Origin of the sequence: Caulobacter sp., assembly GCF_017744445.1 — a bacterium.
Lineage (GTDB): Bacteria > Pseudomonadota > Alphaproteobacteria > Caulobacterales > Caulobacteraceae > Caulobacter.
Window position 1 is genome coordinate 1 of record NZ_JAGIBH010000020.1, and the last position, 17,744, is coordinate 17,744.

The 17,744-nt window shown below is 67.6% G+C and carries 16 protein-coding genes and 1 pseudogene (1 of these 17 running past the window's edge); 9 read left to right on the top strand and 8 right to left on the bottom strand.

Annotation, left to right across the window (positions count from 1 at the left end; all coding sequences use genetic code 11):
* Together J7528_RS21615 and J7528_RS21620 are read right to left on the bottom strand one after the other, a co-directional pair.
* The coding region (locus tag J7528_RS21615; protein ID WP_291878836.1) for an MFS transporter at positions 1-631 on the bottom strand (631 nt) is incomplete at its 3' end.
* 12 nt (positions 632-643) lie between these two features.
* Positions 644-1,747 (bottom strand): HlyD family secretion protein, encoded by a 1,104-nt coding sequence (locus J7528_RS21620; protein ID WP_291878837.1) that lies wholly within the window; start codon positions 1,745-1,747, stop codon positions 644-646.
* Between the two features lie 375 nt (positions 1,748-2,122).
* Between J7528_RS21620 and J7528_RS21625 the strand changes: the two genes are divergently transcribed.
* Positions 2,123-2,260, top strand: coding sequence for a hypothetical protein (locus J7528_RS21625; protein WP_291878839.1), 138 nt, complete (start codon positions 2,123-2,125; stop codon positions 2,258-2,260).
* Here J7528_RS21625 and dut read toward each other — a convergent pair whose 3' ends face one another.
* Together dut and coaBC are read right to left on the bottom strand one after the other, a co-directional pair.
* The gene (dut, locus tag J7528_RS21630) at positions 2,261-2,731 is read right to left on the bottom strand and encodes a dUTP diphosphatase (protein ID WP_291878840.1); all 471 of its coding nucleotides are present in this window, start codon (positions 2,729-2,731) and stop codon (positions 2,261-2,263) included.
* A gap of 48 nt (positions 2,732-2,779) precedes the next feature.
* Positions 2,780-3,976, bottom strand: a complete 1,197-nt coding sequence (gene coaBC / locus J7528_RS21635; RefSeq protein WP_291878842.1) for a bifunctional phosphopantothenoylcysteine decarboxylase/phosphopantothenate--cysteine ligase CoaBC — start codon at positions 3,974-3,976, stop codon at positions 2,780-2,782.
* A gap of 142 nt (positions 3,977-4,118) precedes the next feature.
* Here coaBC and J7528_RS21640 point away from each other — a divergent pair, with 142 nt between their 5' ends.
* Positions 4,119-4,679, top strand: coding sequence for a hypothetical protein (locus J7528_RS21640; RefSeq protein ID WP_291878844.1), 561 nt, complete (start codon positions 4,119-4,121; stop codon positions 4,677-4,679).
* A gap of 11 nt (positions 4,680-4,690) precedes the next feature.
* Here the strand turns inward: J7528_RS21640 and ubiB are convergent, their stop codons facing one another.
* On the bottom strand, positions 4,691-6,211 hold the full coding sequence (ubiB, locus tag J7528_RS21645) for a 2-polyprenylphenol 6-hydroxylase (RefSeq protein WP_291878846.1): 1,521 nt from the start codon (positions 6,209-6,211) through the stop codon (positions 4,691-4,693).
* A 4-nt stretch (positions 6,212-6,215) separates the two neighbouring features.
* Positions 6,216-6,974: a class I SAM-dependent methyltransferase gene (locus J7528_RS21650; protein ID WP_291878849.1), complete on the bottom strand. Its 759-nt coding sequence runs from the start codon at positions 6,972-6,974 to the stop codon at positions 6,216-6,218.
* 81 nt (positions 6,975-7,055) lie between these two features.
* On the opposite strand from J7528_RS21650, the gene mutM reads away from it, so the two are divergent.
* The 5 genes from mutM to dnaA all read left to right on the top strand — a co-directional run bounded on the left by mutM (position 7,056) and on the right by dnaA (position 11,789).
* Positions 7,056-7,919, top strand: coding sequence for a bifunctional DNA-formamidopyrimidine glycosylase/DNA-(apurinic or apyrimidinic site) lyase (mutM, locus tag J7528_RS21655; protein WP_291878851.1), 864 nt, complete (start codon positions 7,056-7,058; stop codon positions 7,917-7,919).
* Positions 7,920-7,925: 6 nt separating this feature from the next.
* The gene (locus tag J7528_RS21660; RefSeq protein WP_291878853.1) at positions 7,926-8,660 is read left to right on the top strand and encodes a hypothetical protein; all 735 of its coding nucleotides are present in this window, start codon (positions 7,926-7,928) and stop codon (positions 8,658-8,660) included.
* 26 nt (positions 8,661-8,686) lie between these two features.
* The gene (locus J7528_RS21665) at positions 8,687-9,475 is read left to right on the top strand and encodes an enoyl-CoA hydratase (protein WP_291878855.1); all 789 of its coding nucleotides are present in this window, start codon (positions 8,687-8,689) and stop codon (positions 9,473-9,475) included.
* Between the two features lie 146 nt (positions 9,476-9,621).
* Complete coding sequence (gene rpsT, locus J7528_RS21670) at positions 9,622-9,897, top strand: 30S ribosomal protein S20 (protein WP_004617408.1); 276 nt, start codon at positions 9,622-9,624, stop codon at positions 9,895-9,897.
* A 407-nt stretch (positions 9,898-10,304) separates the two neighbouring features.
* The gene (gene dnaA / locus J7528_RS21675; protein ID WP_291878857.1) at positions 10,305-11,789 is read left to right on the top strand and encodes a chromosomal replication initiator protein DnaA; all 1,485 of its coding nucleotides are present in this window, start codon (positions 10,305-10,307) and stop codon (positions 11,787-11,789) included.
* Between the two features lie 79 nt (positions 11,790-11,868).
* Here dnaA and J7528_RS21680 read toward each other — a convergent pair whose 3' ends face one another.
* Positions 11,869-13,635 carry a hypothetical protein gene (locus J7528_RS21680; RefSeq protein ID WP_291878858.1) on the bottom strand — a complete coding sequence of 589 codons (1,767 nt, stop codon included), beginning with the start codon at positions 13,633-13,635 and terminating at the stop codon, positions 11,869-11,871.
* Positions 13,636-13,697: 62 nt separating this feature from the next.
* Positions 13,698-14,309 carry an alpha-ketoglutarate-dependent dioxygenase AlkB gene (locus tag J7528_RS21685; RefSeq protein ID WP_291878860.1) on the bottom strand — a complete coding sequence of 204 codons (612 nt, stop codon included), beginning with the start codon at positions 14,307-14,309 and terminating at the stop codon, positions 13,698-13,700.
* Positions 14,310-14,402: 93 nt separating this feature from the next.
* Between J7528_RS21685 and J7528_RS21690 the strand changes: the two genes are divergently transcribed.
* Positions 14,403-17,048: a M1 family metallopeptidase gene (locus tag J7528_RS21690; protein WP_291878862.1), complete on the top strand. Its 2,646-nt coding sequence runs from the start codon at positions 14,403-14,405 to the stop codon at positions 17,046-17,048.
* A gap of 327 nt (positions 17,049-17,375) precedes the next feature.
* A pseudogene (gene dnaK, locus J7528_RS21695) lies at positions 17,376-17,744 on the top strand (molecular chaperone DnaK) (it continues 1,598 nt past the right edge of the window).

The window sequence follows — 17,744 nt, forward strand, 5'->3', positions numbered from 1 at the left end:
TGGCCAGGCTGGGATCGCCCTTGTCGAAATCGGCCCAGCGATAGACGCCGAACAGCACGATCAGGCCGGTCGGCACATTGATGAAGAATAGCCAGCGCCAGGACAGCGCCTCGGTCAGGTGGCCGCCCAGGGTGGGGCCGACGGTCGGGGCCAGGGTGACGATCAGGCCCATGATCACGCTGGCCGTCACGCGCCGCTCGGGCGGGAAGGCGGTGAAGGCCACGGCGAACACCGTCGGGATCATCGCCCCGCCGATGAAGCCTTGCAGGGCTCGCGTCAGGATCATCATGTCGATCGACGAGCTCAGGCCCGTCAGCACGCTCATGATGATGAAGCCGGTGCACGAGATCAGGTACAGGCGCTGGGTGCCCCACAGGCGCGACAGATACCCGGAGAGCGGGATCATCACGACCTCGGGGATCAGATAGGCGGTCTGGATCCAGCTGATCTGGTCGGTGCTGGCGCCGACGCCGGCCTGGATCTGCGGCAGCGAGGCCGCCACGATCTGGATGTCCAGGATGGCCATGAACTGGCCGATGACCATGGCCCCGAAGCCGAGGAACAGCTTGGTCCAGTTAACCTCGGGCTTGGGGGCGGCGGCTGCGGAAGCGGGGAGGGCGGCGTCGGTCATGACCGTCCGCCCCTAGCGCGCCTCGCCCTGACGGGCGACCTGCGGCTCGGCCTGGCCGGCCTCGGCGAACGAGGGGCCCGAGCGGTCGCGGACGTCGACCTTGATCTCGACCGACAGGCCCGGACGCAGGGCCTGGCCCAGCTGGCTGCGGTCGACCACGATCTTGACCGGCAGGCGCTGGGTGATCTTGGTGAAGTTGCCGACGGCGTTCTCGACCGGGATCAGAGCGAACTCTTGGCCGGTGGCGGGCGCGAAGCTGTCGACCTTGCCGACGATCTTCTGCTTGCCGAAGGCGTCGGCCTTGATCTCGACCGGCTGGCCGACGCGGATGCGGGCGACCTGGGTTTCCTTGAAGTTGGCGACGATGAAGGCTTGGCCCAGCGGCACGACCGACATCAGGGCCACGCCCGGCTGAACCAGCTGGCCCGGACGCACCGAGCGGGCGCCGACCACGCCGGCGACGGGCGCGCGGATCACGGTGCGCTCCAGGTCGAGCTTGGCCTGCTCCACGGCGGCGTGGGCGGCGGCGGCCTGGGCGATCGCCTGGGCCTTGGCCGAGCCCAGCGACTGGGCGGCGCGCTTCTCGGCCTCAAGGGCGGCCTGGGCGCTGGCGACGGCGGCGTTGGATTGGGTTGCGCCGGCGCGTTCGGTCTGGACCTTCTGCTGGCTGACCCAGCCCTGGCTGGCCAGGCTGGCATAACGATCCAGATCGGCCTTGGCGCGGCCGGCGTCGGCCTGGGCGCTGGTCACGCCGGCGGCCTTCTGGGCGATCATCGCCTGTTCCAGGCTGTTCTTGTCGTCGACGGCCTTGATGGCCGCGTCGGCGGCGCCGGCGTTCGCAATCGCCTGGTCGACGCGGGCCTGGAAGGTCGAGGGATCGATCTTGGCCAGCACCTGGCCGGCCTCGACCCGCTGGTTGTCGGCCACCAGCACCTCGGCGACATAGCCGCTGACCTGCGGGCTGACCTGGACGGTGTCGGCCTGGACGAAGGCGTTGTCGGTCGCCTCGTAGCGCTGCTTGTCCAGGAACCACAGGGTCCCGCCGACGACCACGCCGAGGAGGACCACCCCGCCGACGATCATCGGAACCAGCTTCTTGTTACCCGCCGTCGCCATGACCCAGACCCCTGTCCAAAGGCTTCAAGCGCGCCGGATAATCCCGCCCGGCGCACTCAGCAAGGGATAAATGGACGCAGTCGTCCAATTTTCAATTAACGTGGGACGCCGTTTTGCGTGCCCTCAAGGCCGCGGCACGGCTTGCGCGCTCACCCGCGACAGTCGGTCGCAGGCGATCGCCGAAAGCGCCTTGTGGCGCTTGTTCTCTACGTCAGGATGTAAAATCGTCTGCGGCGACCGGTCGCAATTTCCGCTTGCGTCGGAATCACGACACAGTAAAAGCCGCTCCCCAACGCAACCATTGCCGCGGGAGTGCGTATCTCCTCCGGCGCGAGTTCCCGCCGGCCCCGCTCAAGGTCGCAGGAGTTACCTCAGATGAAGACCCAGACCGGCCAGACGCCGCTCGACATGATCCGCCCGGTTCTGTGGATGGCCGCGGCCGCTTTCGCGGCCGGCTTCGGCGGCTACCTGATGATCGGCCTCAAGGCCGTCCACGCGGCCCCGGTATTCTAGCTACTTAGATCCGGTCGAGCCGAAACCGCCCGCGCCGCGTTCGGTGGCGTCCAGGTCCTCGACCTCGATCATCGGCCATTGCGGCGCCGCCGCGATGACGCCCTGGGCGATGCGATCGCCGCGGCGGATCGTGAAGTCCTCTTCCCCCAGATTGATCAGCAGCACGCAGACCTGGCCGCGATAGTCGCTATCGACGGTGCCCGGCGCGTTGACCACCGTGACGCCGTTCTTGAAGGCCAGGCCCGACCGCGGGCGCACCTGCATCTCGAAGCCGTCCGGCACCGCCACCGAGAAACCGGTCGGGACCATGGCGCGCGAGCCGGGCTTGATCACCATCGCCTCGTCTTCCGGCACGTGGGCGCGCAGGTCGAAGCCCGCCGCGCCGCTGCTGGCATAGGCCGGAACCGGCAGGTCGGCCTGACCTTCCCAGCGCTTGAAGCGGATGGCGAGACCGGCGGGGATGGCGGACATGGGAGGCGCTCCTGAAAGACCGCCCGGCTGTAGCTGATTTGCCGGGCCTCAGGCCAGCGCTTGAGCGATCCGCGCCGCGATCTGGCCGGCCACCTGGTCCTTGGCGGCGCGGTCCCAGCGCTCTGTCCCGTCCTGGGTGATGAGCAGCACGGCGTTTTCGCCGCCCCCCATCACGCCCGGCTGGGTGACGTCATTGGCGATGATCCAGTCGCAGCCCTTGCGGGCCAGCTTGGCGCGGGCGTGTTCCTCGACATGGTCGGTCTCGGCCGCGAAGCCGACGACCAGCTTGGGGCGGCTCGGCCCGGAGGCCGAGAGGGTCGCCAAAATATCAGGGTTCTCGACGAAGGTCAGGGCCGGCGGGCCGCCCTTTTCCTTCTTCAGCTTGGTTCCGAACGCCTCGTCCACGCGCCAGTCGGCGACGGCGGCCACGAACACCCCGACATCGGCGGGCAAGGCGGCCTGGCTGGCGGCCAGCATCTGGCGGGCGGTCTCCACATCGACCCGCTTGACCCCGACCGGCGTGGGCAGGGCGACCGGGCCGGCGACCAGGGTTACCTCGGCGCCCAGCTTGGCCAGCGCCTGCGCGATCGCGAAGCCCTGCTTGCCGCTGGAGCGGTTGGTGACGCCACGCACCGGGTCGATCGGTTCGAAGGTCGGGCCGGCGGTGACCAGGGCGCGCTTGCCCTGCAGCGGGCGGGCGGCGGGGCCTTCCAGCATCGCCATGACGGCCGCGAAGATCTCCTCCGGCTCGGCCAGGCGGCCATAGCCGAACTCGCCGCAGGCCATGGAGCCTTCCTCGGGTCCGACGAAGCTGACGCCGTCGGCCTTCAGGGTGGCGATGTTGCGCTGGGTGGCCGGGTGCAGCCACATCCGCACGTTCATGGCCGGCGCCATCAGCACCGGCTTGTCGGTGGCCAGCAGGGTGGTGGAGGCGAGATCCCCCGCGAGACCGTTGGCGGCCTTGGCGATCAGGTCGGCCGTCGCCGGCGCCACGACGACCAGATCGGCCGAGCGCGACAGCTCGATATGGCCCATCTCGTGCTCGTCGGTCAGCGAGAACAGCTCCTGATAGACCTTGTCCTCGGCCAGCGCCGCCAGCGACAGCGGCGTCACGAACTCAGCGCCCGCCTTGGTCAGGATCGGCCGCACGCCGACGCCCGCCTTGCGCAGAAGGCGGGTCAGCAACAGCGCCTTGTAGGCCGCCACCCCGCCGCCGACGATCAGAAGAACCCGCTTACCGCTCAACGTCGCGCTCCGCTCTCGCATGCGTCTCGTCCCAGCACATGCCCACGCGGAGGCCAAAGCGCCAGAGTGAAAGATTGGGACTCGACTCGTGTTCCGCTTTCGTTCAATAAACGTAAAAGTAGAACAACTGGGCGATGCCATCATGAAGATCGTGCGAAACGTCTTGTCGGGCGCGGCGGCCCTCATGCTGCTGGCGGGGCTCGCGGCCTGCGACAGCGGGGCCTCGGCGGTGAAGGCGCAGAAGGCCAGCGAAAGGGTTGTGGCGGAAGGAGCGGCGCCGTCCGTGAACGGCCAGGATCGGGGCGGCCGCACCGCCGATCCGCGCGACGCGCCGGTCAAGCTGGTCTCGGGCAAGCCCTATTGGGCCGCCAACCGCACTCGCACGGCCGAGGAGAACGCCCAGCGCTCGTTCGAACGCAACGGCGCGACCTTCGAGGCCAAGACCGCCGACGACTATGTCGCCAAGGTCCACGCCTTTGTCAGCGACCCGCCCAAGGGCTCGGAGACCCTGAAGCGCCCGAACGGCGACCTCTTGATCTACGATCCCAAGGGCAATGTCTTCGCGGTGGTGTCGCGCGAGGGCGCGCCGCGCACGATGTTCAAGCCCGACGACGGCCCGACCTACTGGGACGAACAGAAGACCCGCGAGGCGCGCAGGGCCTCGGCATCGAACCGGCGCGAGCGGGAGCCGGCGGAGAGTTAGACCGCCAAGACCTAGACCGACGGCCGCGCCAGCAACAGGCCGGTGACGAAGGCCGCGCCGGCGGTCGCGGCGCCGACCAGGAACCACAGCAGCGGCCAGGCGTGCTGGCGTTCGGCCACGACCACGGGGGCCGGCGCCGGCGGGGCTTCGGCCAGGCGGGCCAGGGCCTTGATCGCGCGCAGGGCCTCGTCGGCGAAGTCGCGGGCCTTGGCGGCGGGCGAGAGTTCCCGGCCGATCCAGCGGCGCACCACCGGGTCGGCGGCGGCCCACAGGTCGTGGGTCGGGTCGATGCGGCGGGCCACGCCTTCGACGGTGACCATGGTCTTCTGCAGGAGCACCAGCTCCGGCCGCAGGGCCATGTCGAACAGGGCGGTGATCTCGAACAGCTGCGCCAACAGGCGGCCCATCGAGACGTCACGGGCGTTGCGGCCGAACACCGGCTCGCCGACCGCGCGCAGGGCCTGAGCGAAGGCGTCCATGTCCTGGTGAGCGGGGACGTAGCCGGCGTCGAAATGCACCTTGGCGACGCGGGCGTAGTCGCGGTTCAGGAAGCCGTACAGGATCTCGGCCAGGTAGCGGCGCTCGCCAGGGCCCAGGCGTCCGACAATGCCGTAGTCGACCGCCGTGATCGCCGAGGGGGCGGCCACGAACAGGTTGCCCTCGTGCAGGTCGGCGTGGAACAGGCCGTGGTCCAGGGCTTGAGCGAGAAAGCCGCGGGTGACGTTCTCGGCCAGGGCCTTGCGGTCCAGGCCCGGCAGTTCCAGCGCGGCGGCTTCGGACAGCGGCACGCCCTCGGCCCAGGTCAGGGTCAGGACGCGTTTGCCCACGCCCTCCCAGCAGACCAGCGGCGCGCGCATGTACGGATCCGTGGCCATGGCCTCGCCCAGTTCGGCGCAGCCGGCGGCCTCGAAGCGCAGGTCCATCTCCAGGTCCAGCGACCGGATCACCACCTCGACGAACTCGGTCGGGCGCAGGCGGCGCGAGGCCGGGGCCAGCTTTTCGGCCAGGCGCGCGGCCAGGCGCAGGACGGCGCTGTCCTGGGCGACCTGGCGCTCGACGTTCGGGCGCAGCACCTTGACCGCGACCTTGCGGCCGTCGACCAGCGTCGCCGGATGGGCCTGGGCCAGCGAGGCGGCGGCGACCGGCTCGCCGATCTCGGCGTAGATTTCGGAGAGCGGCTTGCCCAGGTTGCGGGCGATCTCGGCCCTGGCCACGGCCAGAGGGAAGGCCGGCAGCCGGTCCTTCAGGTGCGACAGGTCCTCGGCGAAGGCGGTCCCGAAGATGTCGGCGCGCGTCGACAGGAACTGGCCCATCTTGATCGCCGCCGGACCTTGCTTCTCCAGCACATGGGCCAGGCGCTCGCCCGGCCGGCCGCGCCGCGCGGCCCCGCCGGCGAACAGGCGCAAGACGCGCCCCGCCCACTTGGCCGAGGCCGGCAGCAGCGGCTCGACCTCGCGCGGGATCAGGGCGTCGGCCCTAACGAGGGCCCAGCCCGCGCTTGTCAGCCGCCAAAAGGCTCCGAGATTGGCCACAGCGTTAGAGCGCCCAGCCCTGGTGCAGGGCCGCGACGCCGCCGGTGAAGTTCGTATAGGTCACCCGCTTGAAGCCGGCGTTCTCGATCATGCCGGCGAAGGTGCGCTGGTCCGGGAAGCGGCGGATGCTCTCGACCAGGTACTGATAGGCGTCGCGGTCCTTGGCGACCCACTCGCCGACCTGCGGAATGACCTTGAAGCTGTAGGCGTCGTACGCCTTGGCCAGAGCTTCCGTCACCGGCCGCGAGAACTCCAGGCACAGGAAGCGGCCGCCCGGCTTGAGCACGCGGCGCGCCTCGCGCAGGGCCGCGTCGATGTCGGTGACGTTGCGGATGCCGAAGCTGATCACATAGGCGTTGGCGTAGTTGTCGGGCAGCGGCAGGCGCTGGGCGTCGCCGACGGTCCAGGTGATCTCCGGTTCGCCGCCACGCTCGATGCCGGCCATGATCATCTCGGCATTGTAGTCGACGATGTTGATGGTCGCGTCCGGACCGCCGCGCCGCTCTTGCGCGCTGCGGGCCATCTTGGCGAAGCGGCGGGCCATGTCGCCTGTGCCGCCGGCGCAGTCGACGATCACCTCGCCCGGCTGCGGATTGAGGCGCGCGGCCACGGCGTCCTTCCACAGGCGGTGCACGCCGCCGCTCATCAGGTCGTTCATGATGTCGTAGTTCTTGGCGACGCGGTCGAACACCCCGCGCACCAGGCCCGCCTTCAGCGAGGCGTCGACATCCGTGAAACCGAAGCTGGCGGAGGTGTTGCTCATGACGTCTTTGGGCCGAACTCTCTATATGAAGGTCCGCTATTAGCCCGCGTCACGCGTCGCGTCATCCGCCGAAGGTCTGCCTTGCCCGAATTGCCCGAAGTCGAGACCGTCCGCCGAGGCCTGGAGCCAGCGCTCTCCGGCGCGCGCCTGGCCCGCGTCCGCGCCAACCGCCCCGACCTGCGCTTCCCGCTGCCCGACGGCTTCGTCCAGCGACTGACGGGGGCCAAGATCCTGCGCCTGGACCGCCGGGCCAAATATATCCTGGCCCCGCTGGATCGCGGCGACACCCTGGTGATGCACTTAGGGATGACCGGACGCTTCGAGATCGCCGCGCCCGCTGGCAGCGTCCGTCCCGGCGACTTCGCCCGCGAAGTCACGCCCGACGACAAGCACGCCCACGTCGTCTTCGAGACCGAGGAGGGCGCGACCGTCACCTATTACGACCCGCGCCGGTTCGGCTTCATGGACCTGATCCCGACCGACCGCGTCAGCCACCACCCCTGGTTCGCGACCATGGGCCCCGAGCCGCTGGGCGACGGCTTCGACGCCAAGACCCTGGAAAAGGCCTTCGAGGGTCGCAAGCAGGGACCCAAGACCCTGCTGCTGGACCAAAAGACCGTCGCGGGCTTGGGCAATATCTATGTGTGCGAGGCCCTGCACCGGTCGCACATCTCGCCGTTCAAGCCGTCGGGCGGGATCGCCAAGAAGCGGCTTGGCCCGCTGACCACGGCGATCAAGGACGTCCTGGCCGAGGCCGTCGAGGTCGGCGGCTCGACCCTGAAGGACTTCGCGGCCGCCGACGGGGCGCTGGGCTATTTCCAGCACCGCTTCCGCGTCTACGACCGCGAGGACGAGCCGTGCCCGACCCCCGGCTGCAAGGGCGTCATCGCGCGGGAAGTCCAGGCGGGACGATCGACGTTCTTCTGCCCGGTGTGCCAGGTCTGACACGGAATGCGACGCGGCCCACCCCCGACCGCCCGCGAGCGGCGGATCTGGTTCGACCTGTCCGTGGGCATAGGATTGCTGGGCGCGCTCCTGGCGATCGGGGGACTTCGCTATGGCGGGGTCGTCATGATCGTCGGCGGCGCGGTCGCGGCGAGCCTGGCGGCGGTCGCGATCACGCTTCACCTTCGTCTCGGCGATGGCCCGTTCAGGACCCGCGCGGCGCGCTCGCGCCGGATGCGGGTGAAGCTGGCGACATGGGCGGCCGTCGCGCCGCTGGGGCTGGCCATTCTGAGCCTGGCGTTCCGGACCGGCGCGCCGGAGACCATCCACCTGTCGGGAAAGCCCGTCGAGGTGCGCGCCGACAGCCGGCGAGTCTTCATGCCGGACGGCGCCAGCTACGTCTTCACCTGCGGCGAGGGGCGCAGTCGGCGCACCGACTGCCCGGCCCTGGCCAAGTGGGCGGCCCTGCCGCGCTGGCCCGAGCCCGAGCATGTCGAGATGGAGGTCTACGGCAGTCGGATCATGGCCCTGCGCATGGACGGCCAGGTCATCGTCGACCTGAAGGCCGACAATGACGACAAGGGCATGCGGGTGATGTTCGTCCTGGCCGGCCTGGCGCTGGTCTGCGGCGCGATCGTGGGCTTCTGGCGCAGCGTCCGCCAGCTGGCCGCGCTGAAGCCGTCGGGAAAGCGCGATCGTCGCGCCGCCAAGGGCTCCCCAACGCCGCCGGCCTCTCTATAACTGCACCGTTCAAGCAGGAGATCGTGATGGCCGAGTACCAGACCCTGATCGTCGAGGCGCCGGAAAAGGCGCCGGGCGTGACCCTGATCCGGCTGAACCGGCCCGAGGCGCTGAACGCCCTGAACACCCAGCTGCTGGGCGAGCTGGCGCAGGCCCTGGCGGTCGCCCAGGCCGATGACGCGGTGGGCTGCATCGTGCTGACCGGCTCGGCCAAGGCCTTCGCGGCCGGCGCCGACATCAAGGAGATGTCGGACAAGAGCTATGCCGACATGTTCAAGGCCGACTTCTTCACCGCCGGCGCCCGCGCGATCGAGCAGTGCCGCAAGCCGATCATCGCCGCCGTCGCCGGCTACGCCCTGGGCGGCGGCTGCGAGCTGGCGATGATGTGCGACTTCATCCTGGCCGCCGACACCGCCAAGTTCGGCCAGCCCGAGATCAACCTCGGCGTCGCGCCCGGCATCGGCGGCACCCAGCGCCTGACCCGCTTCGTCGGCAAGTCCAAGGCCATGGACATGATCCTGACGGGCCGCATGATGGGCGCGGAAGAAGCCGAGCGTTCGGGCCTGGTGTCGCGGATCTTCCCCGCCGACACCCTGGTCGACGAGGTCCTGGCCGTCGCCGCCAAGATCGCCAGCCAGTCGCCGCTGGCCGTCGCCATGAACAAGGAGCTGGTCGAGGCCGCCTATGAAACGACCCTGACGACCGGCGTCGCGCTGGAGCGGCGGCTGTTCCACTCGTTGTTCGCGTTCGATGACCAGAAGGAAGGCATGGCGGCCTTCGTCGAGAAGCGCAAACCGGCCTTCAAGGGTAAGTGATCCGGGAAGAAACGATTGCGTCACGGGCCTCGCAGGAATCTGCCCTGTGGACCGTTGACCCCGGCCAACGCTTCCCGTATATCCGCGCGCTCTATTTTCCCTGCTTCGCGGCCGCCCGCGGGCTGTCCGTTTGAAGGTCCTCACTCATGGCCAATAATCCCGGCGCCAAGAAAGCGATCCGCAAGATCGCCCGTCGCACCGAAGTCAACACCGCCCGCCGTTCGCGCGTGCGCACGTTCCTGCGCAAGTTCGAAGACGCGATCGCCAAGGGCGACGTCGCCGTCGCCAAGGCCGCTTTCGTGGAAGCTCAATCGGAGCTGATGCGCGCGGTCTCGAAGGGCGTCGTTCACCCGAACACGGGTTCGCGCAAGGTGTCGCGTCTGGCGGCTCGCCTGAAGAAGCTGGATAAGGCCGCCGCCTAGGTCCAGAATTTGGACGAACGCCGTTCGTTCAACGATTACAAGTATTTACAGAAGCCGGTCAGGTCCGCCTGATCGGCTTTTGCTTTGAATCCAAGGCTCTATTCCTGGCGTTGCAATCTGTGATCTGAACGCTTGGCTCTACTATTCCCTTGCCACGCGAGGGGCTCTCGCGAGTCAACAGAAATATCCGGACTCGGACGCAAGTTTTCCGTTTGACCGGCCCCCTCCGCTGGCTAATTTGAACGTCTCAGCGCTTCTCCAGTCTTGGACAAAACAAGGCGGCGGCGGACCTCCTGCGTTCGCCGGGTAAGAACCTGTGTGCGCTGAGTAACCGGTCGTACGCCATGGGGGGCGAGCGGCTGAAGTGGGTTTGCGGCGGTTGTTTTTGTGCGAAGGCGGTGGACGTAATGACGATGAAGGGCGGGGTGGCCAGCCAGGACTTTTCGGCGGCGATTGCCACGGCTGTAGAGCCGGCGGCGACCGTGTGGTCGAAAGTGACCGTGGCTCTGAAACGCGAGCTGGGCGATGCGGCCTTCGGGTCATGGATCGCGCCGGCGATGCTGCGTGAGGCCGCGACCGGTGACGTCGTGCTGGTCACGCCGACGGGCATCGCCCGCGACTGGATCCGTCGTAGCGCCTGGCGTCGCATCGGCGAGCTGTGGGCCGCCAATGACGCGACCGGTCGTCGCATCGACCTGAAGTCGCGCCTGGAGTTCGAGGCCGCTCAAGTCAATTCGGGTGTCGCCTATGTCGAGGCCGCCCCGAAGGCCGCCGCGGCCGAACCCATCGAGATCGTCCTGCCCGTGTCGAGCGACGCCCCCGCGGTGGTGGCGCCGACCGCCAAGTCGCCCCGCACCCAGGGCCTGCAGGAACGCTTCACCTTCGAGACCTTCGTCCCGGGTCCGGCCAACGAGTTCGCCCACGCCGTGGCGCGCCGCATCGCCAACTGGGCCGACGGCCACTTCAATCCCGTGCTGTTCCACGGCCCCTACGGCTTCGGCAAGACGCACCTGCTGAACGCCCTGGCCTGGGAAGCCATGCGCAACGCGCCCGAAAAGCGCGTCGTGTACCTGACCGCCGAGCGTTTCCTGTCGACCTTCGTGCGCGCCCTGATGGATCGCCAGACGGCGGCCTTCAAGGAAGAGCTGCGCGCGGCCGACCTGCTGATCATCGACGACGTGCACTTCATCGCCGGCAAGCAGTCGACCCAGGAAGAGCTGTTCCACACCCTGACCGCCCTGGTCGGCGAAGGCGGCCGCGTCGTGTTCTCGGCCGACCGTCCGCCGTCGGCCATGACCGAGATGGACCCGCACCTGCGCTCGCACCTGTCGGCGGGCCTGGTCTGCGGTCTGGAGCCGGCCGACCGTTCGCTGCGCATGGGCATCCTGGAGCGCAAGATCCAGACCCTGTCGGGCGCGCACGGCTTCGAGCCGACCATGCGTCCGGACGTGCTGCAATTCCTGGCCGACCGCTTCACCGACAGCGTCCGCGAGCTGGAAGGCGCGCTGAACACCCTGTCGGCCCGCGCCGGCGAAGGCCTGTCGCGCATGACCCTGGACGAGGTGCAGGCGATCCTGCGTCCGCACCTGCGGTCGGGCGAGAAGCGCATCACCATCGACGACATCCAGAAGGCGACGTCCGAGCACTACGGCATGAAGCAAGCCGACCTGCTCAGCGAACGCCGCAACCGCGCCGTGGCCCGTCCGCGCCAGGCGGCCATGTGGCTGGCCAAGCAGCTGACCACCCGTTCGCTGCCGGACATCGGTCGCCGGTTCGGCGGTCGCGACCACACCACCGTCCTGCACGCCGTGCGCCGCATCGAGGCCCTGCGCGCCGAGGACAGCGCCCTGAACCACGACCTGGAAGTCATCACGCGCAAGCTGCGCGGCTGACCTAAGGCGCGGCCGGGACACCGGTTTCCAAACATCGAGAAGGCCGCTCCGAAAGGGGCGGCCTTTTTCGTTGGCGTGGCTATTTGCTGCTGTCGATGTAATCGCGCATGGCGTTGCGGGCCAAGGTCGAAGCCAGGGCGGCGTTGTCCTTTTGCTCAGGCATGGCGGCGACCTTGGCCGCGGCCGCGATCGCTAGGAGAAAGGCAGGATCCTGGTCCTGCAGCTGTGGGCCGGCTACGCTTTTCAGGATCTGGACCACGCCATCGGCGGTTTGCGGACGTGTAGCGTCCTTGATCGCCATGTGCGCCGACGTCCTCGCATTGGTGATGTAGAGGGTGTCCGCGTCGATCATGGAAATTACCGAGAACCGTTTGGCTTCGACCTCGACCTTGAATCTGGTGCGACGCTCGGCGCCGCGCGTGGTCAGATCAACGTGAGCCTTCTTGGCCTCGGCATCGGCCTCTTCCAAAGCCGTTATGGCCTTCTTCTCCTCGGCCGATGCGACGGACACAGCCGGATCGCGGATTGCGGGGTCTGCAATGGCATTAGCGTCAGCGAGCTTCTTCCGGGCGTCTTTCAGCTCACCCTCTTTTGTCGAGCGCTTCTCGTCCGCCGTCTTGGCTGTGTCATGAGCGGCTTTCAACGCGTTGTCGACAATCGTGATGTCACTGATCGCCTTGCCGGCTTGGCGAGCAAAGCGCCGCGTCCAGCCATCAGCGGTCTTTGAGCACTTACCATCGTCCTTCAGCGCGGCAAGGTCGGTGATCGAGGCGGTCGGGTCTTCAAGCGTCGAGGTGGCCACGACATCGACCTGATCCTTGACGATGTCGAAGCATTTCAACGCCTCACCGCGCATAAGCTCCAGATCGAGTCCCATGGAACTGGATGGCGTCGACGAAGAGGTCTCTTCCTTGCGGCCAAGGGTCGAGCTGACGCCTGCTACGGCGGCCGCGACTTCCGTGCCGCTGCCGCCACTGCGGGCGATGGCGGCGGCCGTCGTGCGGATTGCGCGCACCTCTTGTTCGCGAGTAGCGATGGCTTCTCGCATGCGCGAAAGCCCTCGCAGCATGCTGCAATCGCCATGGAATTCGTAGAAGTCCGCGATCGCCAGGCCCATCGTCCATTTGGACAGGTCGTCCTGCTGCATTTTCGTTTCCAGGCGCTGGCGGCCTTCATTACGAAGCTGGACCACGGCGTCGGCGATGAGCTCCGCACCTTGCTGGGCGAATACCGTGCGATCGATCGAAGCGCCTGCCGATGTCGAGGCCGCGGCCAAGCCAGCCAGGATCTTGGCGCTACGAACAGGCTCGGTCAGGCTGCCAGCGATGCCGAAGGTCGTCGCGGCCAGATCCGATGAAAGTCTGGCGGTGACTTGGCCGCCGCGCAGGCCTTGGAGATAGATCGAGCAGTTTGCGGTCGATGCGGCAATCAGCTGAGATAGCACTGAGTTGCGGATGGTTTTGTCGCGTCTTAGGTCGACTTCCATGATGAGCTGTTCCAAGGAAGCCTGTTCCAGAGCGTTCTGCGCTTGGGACAGCCTCTTCTCGGCAGTACGGACAGCTTTTTGCGCAGCATCGAGCTTGATCTTAGCAGGCTCTTGCTGCCCGGCGTCGTGAGCTTCTTTTTGCTGCTCTTTGGCTTCCTGAAGTTCGATCTTTGCCTTGCGTAGTTCCTCTGGCCGATCGTCTTTCTTGCCGAGTCCTTCGCGAAGGGCGGCGGGAAGGTCGATCTTGAGTTCGCGGAGCGATTTGGCTCCGGCTACGGCCGGCGGTGTGGGTTCGGTCCGGAGGGTTCCACACGCTGTCGCGACCAGCGCGCAACAAGTCGCTAGCAGTTGTCTTTTCATTTCACGCCCCCGCGTCTCCGGAAACGGTAGCGTCAGCTGTTAACGATTGCAACTATAAAGAGTTATTGAGCGCGACGCAGAGTCAAGTTGATCCTGCCGCCCCCGGGCACCAGTCCCGACGAGCCGGCCTGGATCCGATCGACGCCGTGGAACGCCAGTCGCGCCGGGCCGGAGAGCCGACACACATCCCCAGAGCTCAGTTTCAGGCTGCGGGTCGGATCCTTGCGCGAGGTCCCGCCGATGCGGAACACCGCCGTGTCGCCCAGCGAGATCGACAGCACCGGAAAGCGCGGATCGGCCTCGTCGCGATCCTGGTGCAGGCCCATGCGGGCCCCGTCGCGATAGAGGTTGATCAGGCACGAGTCCGGCGGCGTGTCGGGGTCTCCCAGCTGGCGCCAGAGGTCGAGCAAGGCAGGGGGCATGGCCGGCCAGGGCTGATCCGTGTCCGGATGCCGTTCGGCGTAGCGGTATCCCCGCGTATCGCTGGTCCAGCCCAGCGGCCCGAACGCCGTCATCGCTACGCTCATCGGCTTACCATAGGCCGTGCCGTAGTTCGCGAACGGCGCGATGTCCGCCGCCGCCAGCACGGCGTCGACCAAGTCGCGCTGGGCGGCGGGGTCCAGAAGGCCGGGCCAGAGGTCGAAACCCGGAATGATGGAAAGAGACTGAAACATTACTGAAACTTAACGCGCGCCATAGGGGCGAAGGGTGTTGGTTTGCCCTGCCGGCTGAGGGGGCCGGATAATTTTTCCATACTAGGACCGAACATGCGTCGTCTTATGTCCTCAGCGGCCATGGCCGTGATCTTGTTGGCCGCCGGCAGCGCTTCCGCCGCTACCCCGGCCGCCGTCGGCACGAAAGGCGCGACCTTCGCGACCGTGACGACCCAGCTGCCGCGCAACGTCCGGCCGTCGCACTATGATCTGGCGTTCACGCCCGACGCCGACAAGCTGACCTTCACGGCTCAAGTGAAGATCGCCATCGAAGTCGTCGAGCCCACCAGCACCGTCACCCTGCAAGCCGCCGACCTGACCTTCTCGAAGGCCGAGATTGCCGGAGTGGGTTCCGCCAAGATCAAGGTCGACGACGAGGCCCAGACCGCCGCCTTCACGTTCGGCAAGACCCTGCCGAAGGGCAAGTACGTCCTGTCGATCGACTATGCCGGCAAGATCTACAAGCAGGCCGCCGGCCTGTTCGCGCTGGATTACGAGACCGAAGCCGGCAAGAAGCGGGCGCTCTACACCCAGTTCGAGAACAGCGACGCCCGCCGCTTCATCCCCTCGTGGGACGAGCCGTTCTACAAGGCCACCTATACCGTCGAGGCGACCATCCCGACCGGCCAGATGGCCCTGGGCAACATGCCGATCGCGTCCTCGAAGGACATCGGCGGCGGCAAGACCGTCGTGAAGTTCGCGACCTCGCCCAAGATGTCGACCTATCTGCTGTTCTTCGGCGCGGGCGAGTTCGACCGCGCCTCGGTCAAGGCGGCCGGCGTCGACGTCGGCGTGGTCACCAAAAAGGGCGACACCCCCAAGGCCCAGTTCGCCCTGACCTCGGCCGCCGACATCCTGCCCTGGTACAACGACTATTTCGGCACCGCCTACCCGCTGCCGGTGCTGGACAACATCGCCGCGCCCGGCCGCAGCCAGTTCTTCAGCGCCATGGAGAACTGGGGGGCGATCTTCTACTTCGAATACGCCATGAACCTGGACCCGGCGATCTCGACCGAGACCGACAAGCAGAACGTCTTCACCACCGTGGCCCACGAGATGGCTCACCAGTGGTTCGGCGACCTGGTCACCATGGCCTGGTGGGACGACCTGTGGCTGAACGAGGGCTTCGCCTCGTGGATGGAGGGCCGGGCCACCGAGCACTTCCACCCCGAATGGAACGCCGCCGTCGGCGCGGTGAACGGGCGTGAATACGCCATGGGCCTGGACGCCCTGCAGACCACCCACCCGGTGGTGCAGCATGTCGAGACCGTGGAACAGGCCAGCCAGGCCTTCGACGCCATCACCTACCAGAAGGGCGAGGCCGTCATCCGCATGCTGGAAAGCTATGTCGGCCACGACGCCTGGCGCGACGGCGTGCGGGCCTACATGAAGCAGCACGCCCACGGCAACACGGTCAGCGACGACCTGTGGGGCGCCGTCGAGGTCGCCGCCAAGAAGCCGATCAAGGCCATCGCCCATGACTTCACCCTGCAGCCGGGCGTGCCGCTGATCACGGTTAGCAACGCGACCTGCGCGGCGGGCAAGACGACCCTGACCCTGACCCAGGGCGAGTTCAGCAAGGACGTCCCTGGTAAAAAGCCCCTGACCTGGCGCGTGCCGGTCACGGTGCAGGCCATCGGCGGCGGCACGGCCAAGACCCTGGTCACAGGTGGTCAAGGTACGGTCACGGTCGACGGCTGCGGCCCGGTGGTCGTCAATGCCGGCCAGAGCGGCTACTTCCGCACCCTGTACGGTTCGGAGCGCTTCACCGGCATCGCCGCGAACTTCGCCAATCTGCCGGCGATCGACCAGCTGGGCGTGATGAGCGACGCCTGGTCGATGGGTCTGGCCGGCTACCAGCCCGCCACCGACTTCCTGGACCTGGCCAAGGTCACGCCGACCGACGCCGATCCGCAGGTGCTGTCCAAGGTGGCCAAGACGCTCACGGCCATCGACGGCTACTACGAAGGCCAGCCGGCCGAGCGGACGGCGTTCCGCAAGGTGGCCATCGGCCAGCTGCGGCCGCTGCTGGCCAAGGTGGGCTGGACCGCCAAATCCGGCGAGCCGGACAATATCGCCATCCTGCGCGCCGACGTGATCGGGGCCCTGGGCGGCCTGGGCGACGCTGACGTGGTGGCCGAGGCGACCCGTCGCTTCAATGCCGACAAGACCGATCCGTCGACCATCCCCGGTCCGCTGCGCAAGACCATCCTGGGCGTCGTGGCCGGCCATGCCGACCCGGCGACCTGGGACGCCATCCGCGCCCAGGCCCAGGCCGAGAAGACCCCGCTGGTCCGCGCCCAGCTCTACAGCCTGCTGGCCTCGGCCGAGGACGAAGGCCTGGCCAAGAAGGCTCTCGAACTGGCCCTGACCCCCGAGCCGGGCGAGACCCTGTCGTCGACCATGATCTCGCGCGTGGCGGCCAACCACCCGGACATGACCTTCGACTGGGCGATCGCCAACAAGGACGCGGTCAACGACAAGGTCGACTCCACCTCGCGCACCCGGTTCATTCCGGGCCTGGGCGCGGGCTCGTCGAACCCGGCGACGGCCGAGAAGATCAAGGCCTGGACCGCCGCCAACCTGGCCGAAGGCTCGCGCAAGGAAGGCGACAAGGCCGCCGCCGCCGTGATGAACCGCGCCCAGATCCGCCAGCAGCGCATGCCGGCGATCACCGCCTGGGTCGCCAAGGCCGGCTAATTCTCGAATAACCTAGGACTTTCAATGGCCGCGCTTCGAAAGGGGTGCGGCCATTTTTCTTGGTCGCGGTACCAGATTCCCCCTTCTTACGAGGGGTTATGGGCTTGCGCCCCGCCACCCATCCCCCATATCCGGCTTCGAAGCGGGGTTGACGGGCTCGTCAACTTCGCACAACGCATTTTGCCCGCTCGACTTTCGTCGACGGAACAGGATGTGGAACGTAAACCCGAGAGCGTGCGAACCACGGGGACGGAAGAGAAAAACCGGGGCGCTTCCGAGAAGGCCCTTGTCACCGCCGTCCGCCTAAAGGAGCGAACAGGTACCAATATGAGCAAGATTATCGGCATCGACCTTGGCACCACGAACTCGTGCGTCGCCATCATGGACGGCAAGAACCCGAAGGTGATCGAGAACGCCGAAGGCGCTCGCACCACGCCGTCGGTCGTCGCCTTCATGGAAGACGGCGAGCGCCTGGTCGGCCAGCCCGCCAAGCGCCAGGCCGTGACCAACCCGACCAACACCCTGTTCGCGATCAAGCGCCTGATCGGCCGCTCGTCCAGCGACCCGGTGGTCGAAAAGGACAAGGGCATGGTGCCCTACGACATCGTCAAGGGTCCGACCGGCGACGCCTGGGTCAAGGCCCACGGCAAGGACTACAGCCCGCAGGAAGTGTCGGCCTTCATTCTGCAGAAGATG

Excerpts from the sequence above, each read along its gene's own strand:
- J7528_RS21665 (WP_291878855.1), top strand. The coding sequence starts at position 8,687 with ATGGCCGAGTACCAGACCCTGATCGTCGAGGCGCCGGAAAAGGCGCCG.
- J7528_RS21685 (WP_291878860.1), bottom strand. The coding sequence starts at position 14,309 with ATGTTTCAGTCTCTTTCCATCATTCCGGGTTTCGACCTCTGGCCCGGC.
- J7528_RS21620 (WP_291878837.1), bottom strand. The coding sequence starts at position 1,747 with ATGGCGACGGCGGGTAACAAGAAGCTGGTTCCGATGATCGTCGGCGGG.
- J7528_RS21640 (WP_291878844.1), top strand. The coding sequence starts at position 4,119 with ATGAAGATCGTGCGAAACGTCTTGTCGGGCGCGGCGGCCCTCATGCTG.
- rpsT (WP_004617408.1), top strand. The coding sequence starts at position 9,622 with ATGGCCAATAATCCCGGCGCCAAGAAAGCGATCCGCAAGATCGCCCGT.
- J7528_RS21625 (WP_291878839.1), top strand. The coding sequence starts at position 2,123 with ATGAAGACCCAGACCGGCCAGACGCCGCTCGACATGATCCGCCCGGTT.
- dut (WP_291878840.1), bottom strand. The coding sequence starts at position 2,731 with ATGTCCGCCATCCCCGCCGGTCTCGCCATCCGCTTCAAGCGCTGGGAA.
- J7528_RS21690 (WP_291878862.1), top strand. The coding sequence starts at position 14,403 with ATGCGTCGTCTTATGTCCTCAGCGGCCATGGCCGTGATCTTGTTGGCC.
- J7528_RS21650 (WP_291878849.1), bottom strand. The coding sequence starts at position 6,974 with ATGAGCAACACCTCCGCCAGCTTCGGTTTCACGGATGTCGACGCCTCG.
- J7528_RS21660 (WP_291878853.1), top strand. The coding sequence starts at position 7,926 with ATGCGACGCGGCCCACCCCCGACCGCCCGCGAGCGGCGGATCTGGTTC.
- dnaA (WP_291878857.1), top strand. The coding sequence starts at position 10,305 with ATGACGATGAAGGGCGGGGTGGCCAGCCAGGACTTTTCGGCGGCGATT.
- J7528_RS21680 (WP_291878858.1), bottom strand. The coding sequence starts at position 13,635 with ATGAAAAGACAACTGCTAGCGACTTGTTGCGCGCTGGTCGCGACAGCG.